Annotated in this window: 17 protein-coding genes; 11 read left to right on the forward strand and 6 right to left on the reverse strand. The window is 37.9% G+C overall.

Annotated features, from left to right (window positions below):
- Positions 1-13: 13 nt before the first annotated feature.
- From P0Y49_17105 to P0Y49_17145, 9 genes are all read left to right on the forward strand, one after another.
- Positions 14-1,522: an ATP-binding cassette domain-containing protein gene (locus P0Y49_17105; GenBank protein WEK18510.1), complete on the forward strand. Its 1,509-nt coding sequence runs from the start codon at positions 14-16 to the stop codon at positions 1,520-1,522.
- Between the two features lie 16 nt (positions 1,523-1,538).
- Entirely contained in the window at positions 1,539-2,702 is a 1,164-nt protein-coding gene (locus P0Y49_17110; GenBank protein ID WEK18511.1) for a 2-isopropylmalate synthase, read from the forward strand.
- 43 nt (positions 2,703-2,745) lie between these two features.
- The gene (leuC, locus tag P0Y49_17115) at positions 2,746-4,173 is read left to right on the forward strand and encodes a 3-isopropylmalate dehydratase large subunit (GenBank protein ID WEK18512.1); all 1,428 of its coding nucleotides are present in this window, start codon (positions 2,746-2,748) and stop codon (positions 4,171-4,173) included.
- A 17-nt stretch (positions 4,174-4,190) separates the two neighbouring features.
- Positions 4,191-4,787: a 3-isopropylmalate dehydratase small subunit gene (gene leuD / locus P0Y49_17120; GenBank protein ID WEK18513.1), complete on the forward strand. Its 597-nt coding sequence runs from the start codon at positions 4,191-4,193 to the stop codon at positions 4,785-4,787.
- A gap of 22 nt (positions 4,788-4,809) precedes the next feature.
- Positions 4,810-6,327 (forward strand): alpha-isopropylmalate synthase regulatory domain-containing protein, encoded by a 1,518-nt coding sequence (locus P0Y49_17125; protein WEK18514.1) that lies wholly within the window; start codon positions 4,810-4,812, stop codon positions 6,325-6,327.
- A gap of 54 nt (positions 6,328-6,381) precedes the next feature.
- Entirely contained in the window at positions 6,382-7,440 is a 1,059-nt protein-coding gene (gene leuB, locus P0Y49_17130; GenBank protein WEK18515.1) for a 3-isopropylmalate dehydrogenase, read from the forward strand.
- Between the two features lie 83 nt (positions 7,441-7,523).
- Positions 7,524-8,771 carry a threonine ammonia-lyase IlvA gene (gene ilvA / locus P0Y49_17135; protein WEK18516.1) on the forward strand — a complete coding sequence of 416 codons (1,248 nt, stop codon included), beginning with the start codon at positions 7,524-7,526 and terminating at the stop codon, positions 8,769-8,771.
- Between the two features lie 58 nt (positions 8,772-8,829).
- A complete protein-coding gene (locus P0Y49_17140) occupies positions 8,830-9,246 on the forward strand; it encodes a hypothetical protein (protein WEK18517.1) in 417 nt (138 codons plus the stop codon).
- Between the two features lie 32 nt (positions 9,247-9,278).
- Positions 9,279-10,079, forward strand: coding sequence for a methyltransferase domain-containing protein (locus P0Y49_17145; protein WEK18518.1), 801 nt, complete (start codon positions 9,279-9,281; stop codon positions 10,077-10,079).
- Between the two features lie 233 nt (positions 10,080-10,312).
- Here the strand turns inward: P0Y49_17145 and P0Y49_17150 are convergent, their stop codons facing one another.
- Positions 10,313-10,891 carry a hypothetical protein gene (locus tag P0Y49_17150; protein WEK18519.1) on the reverse strand — a complete coding sequence of 193 codons (579 nt, stop codon included), beginning with the start codon at positions 10,889-10,891 and terminating at the stop codon, positions 10,313-10,315.
- 57 nt (positions 10,892-10,948) lie between these two features.
- Here P0Y49_17150 and P0Y49_17155 point away from each other — a divergent pair, with 57 nt between their 5' ends.
- Positions 10,949-11,227, forward strand: coding sequence for a transposase (locus P0Y49_17155; GenBank protein ID WEK18520.1), 279 nt, complete (start codon positions 10,949-10,951; stop codon positions 11,225-11,227).
- Positions 11,224-12,075 (forward strand): IS3 family transposase, encoded by an 852-nt coding sequence (locus tag P0Y49_17160; GenBank protein WEK18521.1) that lies wholly within the window; start codon positions 11,224-11,226, stop codon positions 12,073-12,075. The genes P0Y49_17155 and P0Y49_17160 overlap by 4 nt, the downstream gene beginning before the upstream one ends.
- 46 nt (positions 12,076-12,121) lie before the next feature.
- Here P0Y49_17160 and P0Y49_17165 read toward each other — a convergent pair whose 3' ends face one another.
- The 5 genes from P0Y49_17165 to P0Y49_17185 form a co-directional block, all read right to left on the reverse strand.
- A complete protein-coding gene (locus P0Y49_17165; GenBank protein WEK18522.1) occupies positions 12,122-12,460 on the reverse strand; it encodes a hypothetical protein in 339 nt (112 codons plus the stop codon).
- Positions 12,461-12,613: 153 nt separating this feature from the next.
- Positions 12,614-13,384: a hypothetical protein gene (locus P0Y49_17170; protein WEK18523.1), complete on the reverse strand. Its 771-nt coding sequence runs from the start codon at positions 13,382-13,384 to the stop codon at positions 12,614-12,616.
- 456 nt (positions 13,385-13,840) lie between these two features.
- Positions 13,841-14,692: an IS3 family transposase gene (locus P0Y49_17175; protein ID WEK18524.1), complete on the reverse strand. Its 852-nt coding sequence runs from the start codon at positions 14,690-14,692 to the stop codon at positions 13,841-13,843.
- Positions 14,689-14,967 (reverse strand): transposase, encoded by a 279-nt coding sequence (locus tag P0Y49_17180; protein ID WEK18525.1) that lies wholly within the window; start codon positions 14,965-14,967, stop codon positions 14,689-14,691. Before P0Y49_17180 ends, P0Y49_17175 begins: the two co-directional genes overlap by 4 nt.
- Before the next feature lie 52 nt (positions 14,968-15,019).
- The gene (locus P0Y49_17185; GenBank protein WEK18526.1) at positions 15,020-15,775 is read right to left on the reverse strand and encodes a hypothetical protein; all 756 of its coding nucleotides are present in this window, start codon (positions 15,773-15,775) and stop codon (positions 15,020-15,022) included.
- Positions 15,776-15,800: the final 25 nt, after the last annotated feature.

Below are 15,800 nucleotides of genomic sequence, written 5' to 3' on the forward strand. Positions count from 1 at the left end.
TAAAAAATACACAATGTCACAACCCGTCGTCCATATCGCCAATCTCAGCTTAAAGTACCAGCACAAACCTGTGTTACAGGATTTGAATTGGACCATAAATAGATATGAGAATTGGTTATTATGTGGAACAAGCGGAAGTGGTAAAACTACATTGGCAAAGGCTATTGCCGGTGTAACCCATAGTTACGGTAACATTAAAATTGAGTTTAATCCTCAAAGCAATTTACCGGCAACTGTATATTATGTAGCAAACTGGTTTCAGTTTAAAGATTTAGAAGGCCAATCTAACTTCTATTATCAACAACGTTACAATAAGCAGTCAACAGAAACTACCGCGACTGTAAATGCTGAGTTGGAAAGCTTTGGCAAAAAAAATGCACTTCAGTTTAATGAAGTAGACAGAATCTTAGCTGCATTGGGGTTTTCGGAATTGAGATACTCCACCCTGATCCAATTATCCAGCGGAGAACATAAAAAATTACAGTTGGTTAAAGCCTTATGGTTAAAACCGCAACTGCTCATATTAGACCTTCCCTACAATGGGTTGGATGCACTTTCCCGCAAAAACTTAAATTCCTTGTTGGAAGAAATTTCTGAAGCCGGAACACAGTTGATTTTAATCAGCAACGATACCGAGTTGCCTTCGTGCATAGATCGTTTTGCAGTGATTGAGGAAGGTAAGCTTGTTGAAATTTCGGCAGATGAACGGAGCTGGAATGAGCTTGAAACATTAGACCATCCTGTTCCTGCTTTTTTGACTGAAACAATTGTTAATCCCTCTTCAGCAGAGATCATCAAAATGATTGATGTAAATATCAGTTATGGTGATAAACGAGTATTAAAAAATATCAACTGGGAAGTTAAAGCCGGTGAAAAATGGGTATTGCAAGGCCATAATGGTTCGGGCAAATCAACTTTGTTGAGTTTAATTTGTGGAGATCACCCGCAGGCCTATGCCAATAATTTCCATTTGTTTGGAAATAAAAGAGGTAGCGGAGAAAGCATCTGGGAGATTAAAGAACGTATCGGTTTAATATCTCCTGAATTACATTGGTACTTCGATCCTTCAGCAACAGTTTCACAAAGCATTCTCTCCGGATTTTACAATAGCTCAGGTTTGTTTTGTGATCCGGGATATACTAAAAAAATACAAACAGACGAACTGATCGGTTATTTGGGGCTCAATGAGTACAAAAACACATTGATGAACGAGCTTCCTCTGGGCAAACAACGACTGGCTTTGTTGGCCAGAACGATTGTAAAAAACCCGGAATTATTGATACTGGATGAACCTTGTCAAGGTTTGGACCAGCAACAAACAAAACATTTTAACAGACTAATAGATGGATTATGTAAAAATGGAACCACATTAATTTATGTCGGCCATTTTGAATCGCAATTGCCAGCCTGTATTGAAAAAAGAATTTTATTAGAAAACGGTGAAGTAAAATCCGTAGAAAACATATTAGAGCGCGTTGAAAACGTTGAACACGTTGAACGCATTAAAAATTTTGAGTACTAACTAAACACTAAGAATTATGTTACACGATCCGAATAGAGTTTATGTGTTTGACACCACCTTACGTGATGGTGAGCAAGTGCCAGGTTGCCAATTGACAACCCCAGAGAAAATAGAGATTGCGAAGGAACTTGAGGCGCTAGGAGTTGACATTATCGAAGCAGGTTTTCCTATTTCTAGTCCAGGCGATTTCCAAAGTGTTGTAGAGCTTTCGAAAGCTGTATCTGAGCCTATCATCTGTGCACTTACCCGTGCAAATAAAGGTGACATTGATTCGGCAGTTGCTGCATTACAATTTGCCAAACGCCCGCGTATCCACACCGGTATCGGTTCGTCTGACATGCACATTAAACATAAATTTAACAGTACAAGAGAAGAGATACTTGAACGTGCAGTTGAAGCCGTTAAATATGCCAAGAAATCTGTAGAAGATATTGAGTTTTATGCAGAAGATGCCGGCCGTGCTGATGTTCGCTTCCTTGCCCAAATGGTAGAGGCAGTTATTGCAGCCGGAGCTACTGTGGTAAACATACCGGATACAAATGGTTATTGTTTACCTGATCAGTATGGAAGCAAGATCAAGTTTTTGAAAGAGAACGTAAAAAATATTGATCAGGCAATCATCTCTGTACACTGCCATAACGATTTAGGCTTAGCAACAGCGAACTCAATTGCAGGTTTGCAAAATGGTGCACGCCAAATCGAAGGTACCATTAATGGTATTGGCGAGCGTGCAGGAAATACGTCGATTGAAGAAGTTGTCATGATTTTAAAAACGCACACTGCTTTAGGTTTGCATACCAATATCAACACTAGAAACTTTTACGAATTAAGCCGTATGGTGAGCTCACAAATGCGTATGCCGGTACAGCCTAATAAAGCGATTGTAGGTAGCAATGCATTTGCACATAGCTCAGGTATCCATCAGGATGGTTTCTTAAAGAACCGTGAGAACTACGAGATCATTCGTCCTGAGGACGTTGGTTTTCCGGATGCAAGTATTGTGCTTACCGCCCGTAGCGGCAGACATGCTTTAAAATTCCACTTAGAGCGCTTAGGCTTTAACTTAAGCAAAGAGGAATTGGGCGATGTATACCACAAATTTCTTACTGTAGCAGATAATAAATTAGATATTAATGATCAAGATCTTTTGTTAATGATGGGCAAGCAACAATTAGCATAGCCAATCATTTTACAATCATGAATTTATAATAAAAAAGAAAAAAATGAGCAAGACATTATTTGATAAGGTGTGGGACACTCACGTTGTACGTAAAATAGAAGGTGGTCCTGATGTGCTTTTTATAGATCGCCATCTTATCCACGAAGTGACCAGCCCTGTTGCCTTTTTAGGTTTAAAAAGCAGAGGAATTAAAGTATTATACCCAGAGCGTACATTTGCTACGGCAGATCATAACACGCCAACAATTAACCAGCATTTGCCGGTTGCAGATCCACTTTCTGCCAACCAGTTAAAAGCATTGGAGTCAAACTCTAATGAGTATGGTATCAGTCACTGGGGATTAGGTCACCAAAAGAATGGTATTGTTCACGTTGTAGGTCCGGAATATGGTATCACCCAACCTGGTGCCACTATCGTTTGCGGTGATTCACATACTTCTACGCATGGTGCTTTTGGTGCTATCGCTTTTGGTATTGGTACTTCTGAGGTAGAAATGGTACTTTCTACGCAGTGTATCATGCAGCCAAAACCTAAAAAAATGCGTATCAATGTGAACGGCAAATTAGGTGCAGGTGTTACGCCTAAAGATGTTGCCCTATTCATTATCTCTCAGCTTACCACTTCTGGTGCGACCGGATATTTTGTGGAATATGCAGGTGATGTTTTCGAAAACATGACTATGGAAGGCCGTATGACGGTTTGTAATTTGAGTATTGAAATGGGTGCACGTGGCGGTATGATCGCTCCAGATGAGACAACCATCAATTATGTAAAAGGTCGTGAGTTTAGTCCTAAAGGTGAAGCATGGGATAAAGCATTGGCTTATTACAAAACCTTAAAAACTGATGCTGATGCTGTATTTGATAAAGAATTGACTTTTGATGGATCTAGCATTGAGCCAATGATCACTTATGGTACTAACCCTGGAATGGGTATCGGTATTTCTCATGAGATTCCTAATGCCGACCAGGTAGAAGGTGGTGCTGCAACTTATGCTAAATCATTAAGTTACATGGGCTTCTCGGAAGGTGATTCTATGATCGGCAAGCAAGTAGATTTCGTTTTTGTGGGTAGCTGTACAAATGGCCGTATTGAAGATTTCAGAGCATTTACATCCTTGGTAAAAGGTCGTCATAAAGCTGATAATGTAACGGCCTGGTTGGTTCCGGGATCACACATTGTTGAGGCACAAATTAAAGAAGAAGGTTTACTGGATATTTTAACTGAAGCTGGCTTTACTTTACGTCAACCAGGTTGTTCTGCTTGTTTAGCCATGAACGACGATAAAGTTCCTGCTGGTAAATATGCAGTAAGTACTTCGAACAGAAACTTTGAAGGAAGACAAGGTCCTGGTTCAAGAACTATGCTGGCTAGTCCGCTAGTTGCTGCCGCAGCTGCTGTTACTGGTGTGGTTACAGATCCTAGAACACTAATTGAGAATGTTGAGAGCGTTAATGAAGTACTTGTCTAACACAAAAAAGATTAAAAATGGCTTACGATAAATTTAATATACTAAAAAGCACTGCGGTTCCACTTCCTATCGAAAACGTGGATACCGACCAATTGATTCCTGCACGCTTTTTGAAAGCTACAGAGCGCGTTGGATTTGGTGACAATCTATTCCGCGATTGGAGATACAATCCGGACAATACACCAAAAAAAGATTTCGTATTAAACAACCCTATCTACAGTGGTAAAATACTGGTTGGTGGTAAAAACTTCGGCTCAGGTTCATCAAGGGAACATGCTGCATGGGCGGTTTATGACTACGGATTCAGATGTGTTGTATCTAGCTTCTTTGCTGATATTTTTAAAAACAACTGTTTAAACATTGGTGTATTACCGGTACAGGTAAGTCCAGAGTTTTCTGAAAAAATCTTTGCGGCAATTCAAGCTGATCCTAACACAGAATTGGAAATAAACTTACCTGAGCAAACCATTACACTTTTAGCCACAGGTGAAAAAGAAACTTTCGAAATCAGTGCTTACAAAAAAGACAATATGTTAAATGGCTTTGATGACATCGATTATCTGCAAAGTATAAAACCAGAAATTCAGGAATTCGCCTTACATCTTCCTCTTTAATCAACCAAACCAAAACCTATACATGGAAAGAAGGAAAATAGAGATAATGGACACGACACTGCGCGATGGAGAACAAACATCGGGCGTGTCATTTTCCATTTCAGAAAAATTAACTATAACCCAGTTATTATTGGAAGAACTCCATGTTGATAGAGTTGAGATTGCTTCTGCACGCGTATCAGATGGAGAATTCCAGGCTGTAAAATCCATTTTAAACTGGGCAGAAACCAATGGATATGCAGATCGTATAGAAGTATTGTCTTTTGTGGACAATGGTGTTTCTGTAGACTGGATGTTAAATGCAGGTGTTAAAGTTCAGAACCTATTAACCAAAGGTTCACTGAATCACTTGACTCATCAGCTTAAAAAAACACCAGAACAACATTTTGCAGAAATCAAACATGTTGTTGATCTGGCTGGTACACATAATATTGCTACCAATGTTTATTTAGAAGACTGGAGTAATGGAATGCGTAATTCTCCGGAATATGTTTTTCAGATGCTTGACTTTCTGGCAACACAACCTGTAAAACGGGTATTGCTACCGGATACGTTGGGTATTTTAACACCTGGTGAAACCTTTAAGTTTGTGGCGGATCTGCAATCAAAATATCCGGATATCCATTTTGATTTTCATGCCCATAATGATTATGACCTGGGTACTGCAAATGTATTGGAAGCGATAAAAGCCGGAATAAGTGGTTTGCACTTGACCGTAAATGGAATGGGCGAAAGAGCTGGAAATGCTGCAATGGCTAGTGCTATTGCTGTAATTAAAGATTTTGCACCTGAGGTTGAAGTACAGCTAAAAGAATCTTCTATTTATAAGGTAAGCAAGCTGGTAGAAACGTTTTCGGGTGTTAGAATCCCTTCAAACAAACCTATTGTTGGCGACCATGTGTTTACGCAAACTGCAGGCATCCATGCTGACGGAGACAATAAAAATAATTTATATTTTAATGATCTGCTACCTGAGCGTTTTGGTAGAAAACGCAGTTATGCTTTAGGCAAAACATCGGGTAAAGCTAACATCGAAAAAAACCTGCAGGAATTAGGTCTAAAATTAAACGATGCAGACCTGAAGAAAGTTACCCAACGGGTTATTGAATTGGGCGACAAGAAAGAAACGGTTACTAAGGAGGATTTGCCTTATATCATTTCGGATGTATTGGACAGTAGTCTTTATGAGGAAAAGGTTATCGTTGAATCCTATGTATTGATGAATTCGATGGGTTTACGTCCATCTGCAACAATTTCCGTTTTAATTGACGGAGAGAAGTTTGAAGAGAACGCACAAGGTGACGGGCAGTTTAATGCCTTTATGAACGCTCTTACCAAGGTTTATGCTAAGAAGAAAAGATCATTACCTAAACTGGTTGATTATGCTGTAAGAATCGCTCCCGGAAGTAATTCTGATGCCTTGTGCGAAACGATTATCACCTGGGAAACCGACCATAAAATATTTATTACCAGAGGACTGGACTCAGACCAAACCGTTTGTGCCATTAAAGCTACCCAGAAAATGTTGAACATTATTTAAGGGTAAATTGACCAACTGAATATTATCAAAAGAATTAAAAATAATTAAAAAAATATGAAACTTAATATTGCTCTTTTAGCAGGAGATGGAATTGGCCCAGAAGTTATTGATCAGGCTGTTAAAGTCTCAAATGCAGTAGCAAAAAAATTTAACCACGAAATTACCTGGACAGAGGGCATAACCGGTGCAGCTGCAATTGATGCGGTTGGCGAGCCTTACCCGGATTCGACACACGAAATATGTATGGCTGCTGATGCTGTTCTTTTCGGCGCTATCGGGCATCCTCGTTTTGACAATGATCCTAAAGCTACTGTTCGTCCTGAACAAGGTCTTTTGAAAATGCGTCAAAAACTAGGTTTATTTGCAAACGTTCGTCCAACCTTTACTTTCCCATCTTTAATTGACAATTCTCCATTAAAAAGAGAGCGTATTGAAGGTACTGACCTTATTATTCTTCGTGAGTTAACCGGTGGTATCTATTTCGGTGAAAGAGGTAGAAAAGACGATGGCAACACTGCTTTTGATACTTGTACTTACACCAGAGCAGAGGTTCAGCGTTTGGCTAAATTAGGCTTCGAAATGGCGATGGCACGCAGCAAAAGACTTTGCTGTGTAGATAAAGCAAACGTATTGGAAACTTCACGTTTGTGGAGAGAGACTGTACAGGACATGGAGAAAGATTTCCCTGAGGTTGAGGTAAGTTATGAGTTTGTTGATGCAGTTGCAATGCGTTTGGTACAATGGCCAAATTCTTATGATGTATTGATCACTGAAAACTTATTTGGTGATATTTTAACTGATGAGGCATCTGTGATTTCAGGTTCTATGGGTCTTATGCCATCTGCTTCTATTGGTGTTCATACTTCATTGTTTGAGCCAATTCATGGTTCTTATCCACAAGCAGCTGGTAAAGACATTGCTAATCCTTTAGCGACTGTATTGTCTGCCGCGATGATGTTTGAAGATGCTTTCGGATTAAAAGAAGAGGCTGAATTGATCAGAGCTGTTGTGAACAAATCTCTTGCTGAGGGTATTGTAACAGAAGATTTAGCGGGTAAAAACAAAGCTTACAAAGCTAGCGAAGTAGGCGATTGGTTAGCTAAAAACATATAAAATTTTTGATTTATCCTATATTTGGATAAACCAACTTAAGCCGCCATCTGCGAAACAGGTGGCGGTTATATTTTTCAGAAAAAATGACACAGATTAATCTAAAACTAGATTCCGAAGCCGCCTCGAAACGATTGGCAAATGTTGTAAAGCATACTCCCCTTATCTATAATCCCAAATTATCTGAAGAATATGGTTGCGAAATATACCTGAAACGTGAGGACCTGCAGGTTGTACGCTCTTACAAATTGCGTGGAGCTTATAATATGATCAGCCAACTAACACCTGAAGAATTAAGTCGGGGTATTGTTTGTGCAAGTGCCGGAAACCACGCACAAGGTGTTGCTTTTTCTTGTGATAAACTAGGCACAAAAGGTGTCATATTTATGCCGGAGATTACCCCAAAGCAAAAGGTGAAACAAACAGAAATGTTTGGTAATGGTAATGTTGAACTTGTGTTGGTTGGTGATACTTTTGACGATTGCCTGAAGGAAGCATTGGCTTATACCCAAAAACACAACATGACCTTTATCCCTCCTTTTGACAATTACAGCATTATTGAAGGGCAAGGCACTGTTGGGGTAGAGATATTGGAAGACTTGCCGGGCGTTGAAGTGGTGATTATGCCTATTGGTGGTGGTGGCCTTTCTGCCGGTGTAGGAAATTATTTAAAAGGCAAGAACCCAAACATACTATTGGCAGGCGTTGAGCCTGAAGGTGCTCCATCGATGTTAAAAGCATTTGAACATGGTGGCCCTGTAACTTTACCTGAAATAAATCGTTTTGTTGATGGTGCTTCTGTTAAATGCGTGGGTAAACTGACTTATGAAATTTGTACACAGGCACTTGACGATGTATTGTTGGTTCCTGAAGGAAAGGTTTGCACGACCATATTAAAATTATACAATGAAGATGCTATTGTTGTTGAACCGGCAGGTGCATTATCGGTAACTGTTCTTGATGCCTACAGAGATAAAATTAAGGGCAAAAAGGTAGTTTGTGTGATCAGTGGAGGTAACAACGATATCGAACGCATGCAGGAAATCAAGGAGAAATCCTTGTTGTATGAAGGACTAAAACATTATTTTATTGTTCGTTTTCCGCAAAGACCAGGTGCATTAAAATTATTTGTAAATAATATATTAGGACCTCATGATGACATTACACGGTTTGAATTCATTAAAAAAACGAATAAAGAAAACGGTCCTGCTTTAGTAGGTATTGAACTGGCCAATCGTGCTGATTATGATGCCTTAGTGCAAAGAATGAAGGAATTTAAGTTTGAAATTATTGAGTTAAATAACGATCAGATGTTGTTTGAGTATTTGGTGTAAAGCTAACCAGTATTTTATGGCAATAAATTTGCTAGAAGAATAGTAAACACACAAATACATGAGAAAACTTATATTATTATTACTATGCACAGCCACGCTTGGTCTGGCATCGTGCAAGAAGGACACCATCATTGATGCAGGTCTGCCAAATCAAACCATAGAAACTGTAATCAATGCTAGTCAATGGGTATCTGTTGACAATGGAACAAGGTTAACTACGACACTTAACTTTCCTGAAATTGATTATCAAACATTCAAAAACGACGGTATATCAGTATATTTTTATCCAAACAATAGTGTAAATGAATACAAGCAATTACCTTATGTATATGACGCCGTTTCTTACACTTATACTGCCAGACAAGGCTCTATAACTTTTGACATTCAAACCAGTGGAGACATAAATCTAAGGCCCTCAAGACCAACAGCTCCGATTGGTGTAAGGGTAGTTATTGTCACTTCGCATTTAAATTAAACAGGCTAAAAGTAGTCGTGTTATTCAAGAAAATGATACGACTACTTATTAATAATAAACGTATTATGCCTTGGAATCCGGAAGTATATAACAAATTTAAGCAGGAACGCTTTGCTCCATTTTATGACCTGCTGGCGTTGATAAAGGTTAAGCCTAATCTAACCGCCATTGATCTGGGATGTGGAACGGGAGAGCTGAGTAGAAACCTCGCAGACCATTTACCCGGAGGACAGGTATTAGGAATTGATGCTTCGGCCGAAATGTTAAAAGAAGCTAAAGCTTTTAAAAACGAACAATTACGCTTTGAACACCGAACCATTGAACAGGTAGTTAAACAGGGTTTAAAATATGATCTGATTTTTTCAAATGCTGCGTTACAGTGGCTTGATCACCATGAGGTTCTGCTGCCCGCAATTATTTCCATGATCAATCCCGGAGGCCAACTAGTGGTTCAGGTTCCTTCCAATCATCATCATTTCACCCATGAATCACTACAATTACTTGCAACTAAAGAGCCCTATTTTACGGCACTAAAGGGATGGGTAAGGACATCACCGGTATTGGGCATAGAGGCTTACGCAAAACTATTATTCGATCAGGGAGGCTCAGAAGTCACCGTTTTTGAAAAGGTTTACCCCCATGTTTTAAAAGATGCAGAAGCTTTGTTTGATTGGGTATCCGGCACTGCCTTGATCCCTTATCTTGAAAAATTACCTGAAGGATTAAAAGCTGATTTCACAACTGTTTATAAAGCACAATTAGCTACACGTTTCCAGGAATCGCCAGTATTCTATCCATTTAAGCGAACATTGATGGTGGCCACTTTCGGTTAGATTTAATGGAACTACCCTATCCTCTTTTAAAACGGCATTGCGCTTTCATCTAAAATTCTTTCCCATTCAGGATGCCTTTTCAAATAGGCGGCTACAAATGGACAATGAGACAATTCCTAGATTTAATTAACAATAATTTTTTATACGACTATACATTTCATAAAAACATTAATAGTATTAATATACAAGATCTATTTACAACCAAAACAAACAGATGATTTTACAAGATAAAATCAGTTTTTAAAGTGCCTCAGGCTCTCATAAGAAGAGTCTATGAATTGTTTTATAATTGGATACTCTTTTTCACTGGAATAAAAAGATTCCGCCAATTCCATTCTATATGTTTTTATAAAAGTGGTTTTATCGACCTTTTCAGGCAACTCTTGCCCACGTTCCTGCTCATAGTACATGGAAAATATAATATGATCATCCAATAAATAACCAAACATTTCGATCTTCCCACCAACATTATTTGGATCCTTGGCAATAAAATTTTTGAATGCAATTGGAGTTTTTTCCAATTTTATAATTTCACTATATCCGATTGAATCAGCTTTACTAACTGGAATTAATTTGGTTTCACCATTATAATAATCGATCAAACCAAACAAAGTCCCATTCTTTACTATCGCATATTTAAGGCGCCCCGTTTCAAGGTTATAATATTTTGCAATATTTTCTCCATCTTTAAATAATGCGATATTAGGTGTCAGATAATATACTGGAAGGTGAACAATTGTATACTTTTTTAGATTTAGGGAATCTCCTCCGGAATGTTTAAGAAGTTTCTTTTTCCAGCTTTCCTTGGCCATTATAATACTCCCCAAATATTGGACAGCTGATTAAATTCATAAATTTAACAGTTGAAAATGAAAAAAGAGCGTAGAAAATTCAGTTCTGTTTTCAAGACCAAAGTGGTGCTTGAAGCAATTAAGGAAAGTAGTACCATGCAAGAACTTGCGTCCAAATACAGTCTCCATCCCACACAGATCACCGCGTGGAAGCGTGAATTTCTTGAGAAAGCCGATACGGTGTTTGGTTCAGAGAAACCAGATGAAAAGGAAGAATCTAAAGAGAAGGAACTGTACTCCAAGATTGGCGAACTTCAGATCCAGGTTGATTTCCTAAAAAAAGTCTTGGGGAAATGAGTATAATTGAAAGGCGTAGCCTTATTTCCCCGGAGCACCAGGCGCTGAGTATTGCCAGTCAGTGCAAGCTACTGAACTTGCAGCGCAGCTGCTATTATTTCAAGCCTAAAGGCGAGTCGCTGTTCAACCAGTCGATAATGAATTTGATTGACCGTAAGTTTCTTGACTGCCCGTTTTACGGCGTGGACCGGATGACTGCGTATCTTAACAAAGATTTGGGATGTCATGTGAATAACAAGCGTATACGTCGTCTTTATCGTGTGATGAACCTGCGGACAATTTATCCTAAAAAGAACCTGAGCAAGGCTAATGCGGCACACCATAAATATCCATATTTGCTGAAAGGCTTGAAAATAGATCGGCCGGGCCAGGTTTGGCAGGCTGATATCACTTATATTCCCATGTTCAGAGGCTTCATGTATATGTTTGCCATTATTGATGTGTACAGCCGAAAGATTGTCGGATGGAGCATTTCAAATACCATGACCGTAGAATGGTGCAGAGATGTACTGCTTGAAACCATTGAAGAACATGGTACACCTGGTATATTTAATACGGATCAAGGCTCACAGTTCACCAGTCCGATCTTCACTAAAGCACTTAAAGACAGTAATGTAAGTATATCTATGGATGGCAAGGGAAGAGCCTTGGATAATGTGTTCATTGAGCGATTCTGGAGATCTTTGAAACAGGAGTATATTTATCTTAACCCACCTAACGGTGGTATGGAATTATTCCAGGGTATAAAACGGTATGTGGAATTTTATAACAATGAACGAAGGCATCGGTCAATGGACGATCTTACGCCAAATGAGGTATTCTATCAAAATAATAAAAAAGTGTCCTAAATAATCTTAAGTTTGACCTATAGCTGTCCAGCAAACCGGGAGTACTTCACATAACCTTTTTTAAAATATCTGCCTTGATAGTATCCAGTGCAACATTTGCCTGAATTTCCTGAACTTTATAACGCTTGCTTTTAATATTTGTAGGGTTGATAATATCCTTAACAAAATCAGGGGACATTGCTAAAATCACACGTTCATCTCTTTTGTAGTTATTATTATTTTTCTTTGCAAAAGAGACTTCCTTCTTCCTGATTATTATGGTGTCAATTATGCATCCATTTTTTAATTCTTCGACCTTTTTTGCTTCAACAGGTATCTGACTGAAGGATTTGCAGAAAGTAAATATATTACCTGCAATAAAGAATATTAATAGTATTTTTTTCATGTTAATAAGTTACAGTTTACTCCATTTACGATATAATCCGATGTAGGAAGATTTATGCTATGACCGCCAACTGGATAGACCTGTATCTTCATTATATTATTAAGTTAGGTAGAATCTCTAAATATATTTAACTGGCAGGGAATACTTAAGTGTCTACTTATCTACAACCTCTTTATTTGTATAATATATTATATTAGATTTAATTTCCTTCGGATAAAAAAGCTTATACTCATAAATGTATTCGGGAAAATTAAGCTCCACATACTTTTTTATTCGATCTGAATATACCCTAGGCTCTCTAAAGTACCTAAGACTATCCCTGAGTTCTGAATTAAAAGCAATCTTATATGCCATCTTTTTTGTTAAGAGATAATCCACATTTCGCACATAATAATTATTAAGCGTTTCCTTTGCCTTAAGAAATAAAGGTTTTTTATCTTCGGTATATATTTTGTCGATCTGATGATGGTCTGGTGCTGAATTGTAAAAACTCTGGATAATGCTATCCTGATTCCTGGACAACTGATAAGTATATTTCATATACTTTTTTGTAATACTATTATTGACAGAATAAACTGGTCCATTACCATGATAACTCATAATCGTATCCTTCCCAACAATTTGTCTATGTGGAACAATGGGTTTGTAATAATTTTGAGTATTTATATCAATTTCCCGCCACAGTCCGCCCTCCTTTTGATAAAAATGAATACCTGCTCCTATTGCATAAAGTTTAAAATTTGGAATATAAATATCTAATCCAGAATGATTAATAATAGAAACACTAAGAGAGAGTTCCTTTACTCCCTTGTCATTATTTTCTTCAATTAATTTCAAACGGATTTCTACAGGTAGATTGGTGTCCTGAGCATATATAAAGGACATCGATATGCTAAAAAACAATGTTATTAGTATTTTTTTCATGATTATCTAATTACATGGGGCTAAATATACATGAACTAATTCATGCCCCATCTCTGCTAGAATCCCATCTGGATTATGTCCATCGATCATCACCAAAGGAGAAATATAAATTATAGAAATAGCACTACTTCCACTACCTGAATTTCCTGTGTAGCCACTTGCTCCAACCATCCCTCCATAACCATTTTGACTTTTTTTTGTATTAAATTTATGATTTTAATCCGTTGTTCAATATTTGAAGAATTGAATACGAGCTCTTACATAGCACTTATCTTCTAAACTATGTCGAAGTTATATACTTAACTACATAGTTTAGTCCTCTCAATAATATAATAAGAAGTTACCTAGTTTTTCTTAAAATCTTTTCTAATTAATGGCGCCGTACCGGTAATCGGGGTATATAGTTCTGAAGTACTCCCGGTTTGCTGGACAGCTATAGGTCAAACTTAAGATTATTTAGGACACTTTTTTATTATTTTGATAGAATACCTCATTTGGCGTAAGATCGTCCATTGACCGATGCCTTCGTTCATTGTTATAAAATTCCACATACCGTTTTATACCCTGGAATAATTCCATACCACCGTTAGGTGGGTTAAGATAAATATACTCCTGTTTCAAAGATCTCCAGAATCGCTCAATGAACACATTATCCAAGGCTCTTCCCTTGCCATCCATAGATATACTTACATTACTGTCTTTAAGTGCTTTAGTGAAGATCGGACTGGTGAACTGTGAGCCTTGATCCGTATTAAATATACCAGGTGTACCATGTTCTTCAATGGTTTCAAGCAGTACATCTCTGCACCATTCTACGGTCATGGTATTTGAAATGCTCCATCCGACAATCTTTCGGCTGTACACATCAATAATGGCAAACATATACATGAAGCCTCTGAACATGGGAATATAAGTGATATCAGCCTGCCAAACCTGGCCCGGCCGATCTATTTTCAAGCCTTTCAGCAAATATGGATATTTATGGTGTGCCGCATTAGCCTTGCTCAGGTTCTTTTTAGGATAAATTGTCCGCAGGTTCATCACACGATAAAGACGACGTATACGCTTGTTATTCACATGACATCCCAAATCTTTGTTAAGATACGCAGTCATCCGGTCCACGCCGTAAAACGGGCAGTCAAGAAACTTACGGTCAATCAAATTCATTATCGACTGGTTGAACAGCGACTCGCCTTTAGGCTTGAAATAATAGCAGCTGCGCTGCAAGTTCAGTAGCTTGCACTGACTGGCAATACTCAGCGCCTGGTGCTCCGGGGAAATAAGGCTACGCCTTTCAATCATACTCATTTCCCCAAGACTTTTTTTAGGAAATCAACCTGGATCTGAAGTTCGCCAATCTTGGAGTACAGTTCCTTCTCTTTAGATTCTTCCTTTTCATCTGGTTTCTCTGAACCAAACACCGTATCGGCTTTCTCAAGAAATTCACGCTTCCACGCGGTGATCTGTGTGGGATGGAGACTGTATTTGGACGCAAGTTCTTGCATGGTACTACTTTCCTTAATTGCTTCAAGCACCACTTTGGTCTTGAAAACAGAACTGAATTTTCTACGCTCTTTTTTCATTTTCAACTGTTAAATTTATGAATTTAATCAGCTGTCCAATATTTGGGGAGTATTATAGTTCATACTTGTATTCTTCTTTAGGTTTTCCGCTTTTATACCAATCTACAATAGATTTATAAGAAGGAGTGCCCCCTGAAGGGAATAATCCATTTAAATAATTATGGATCAAATTCAAAGCGTTAATTCCTAATGGGGTTTTAATATATCTTGAACCATTGTCTCCACTACTTTCCATAGAGCTATATTGTTTTATTTGCGGAGTGACTATATTAATATTTACAAGTCTAATTAACTCTGGAATATCATCTTTTTTCACCCATAAAACTTTTTCAACCTTAATTGTTATCACACCTTCAATCCCTCTCATACCTAACAAAAATTCCGTTGGTGATATTGAAAAAAGACCTGCTAAAAGGGACTTTATTTTGTCATTGTTACTTGTTCGAAAAGTTGCCTCCGAGTTATTTTTCAAAATAATTTTTTCTTCTGGGAAAGAAGTTTCTAGCCATATTTTTCTGTCTGCATTGTACTTTTCTTTTAAAATCACTGATGAGACAGAATGTTTAATTACACTGTCGAGCAAAATTTCCCTTGCCTTTTTAGAATCACGCTCTATTTTAGATTGACTTTTTGCTGCATGTTTCATGCTTAATATTCCTATGAAAATTATAAAAATAATTTTTGTGTTCATATTCATTTTTAAACCTTCTACACCCGAACCCATTCCATTTTTAATGGAATATATTCCATTGCCTTCATATATTGCGACATGGACATACCCAGAAGATCCAGCACTTAAAATTAACAAAATTTGTCTGGCCTACTTTCACTTA

The organism is Candidatus Pedobacter colombiensis, from assembly GCA_029202485.1.
GTDB lineage: Bacteria > Bacteroidota > Bacteroidia > Sphingobacteriales > Sphingobacteriaceae > Pedobacter > Pedobacter colombiensis.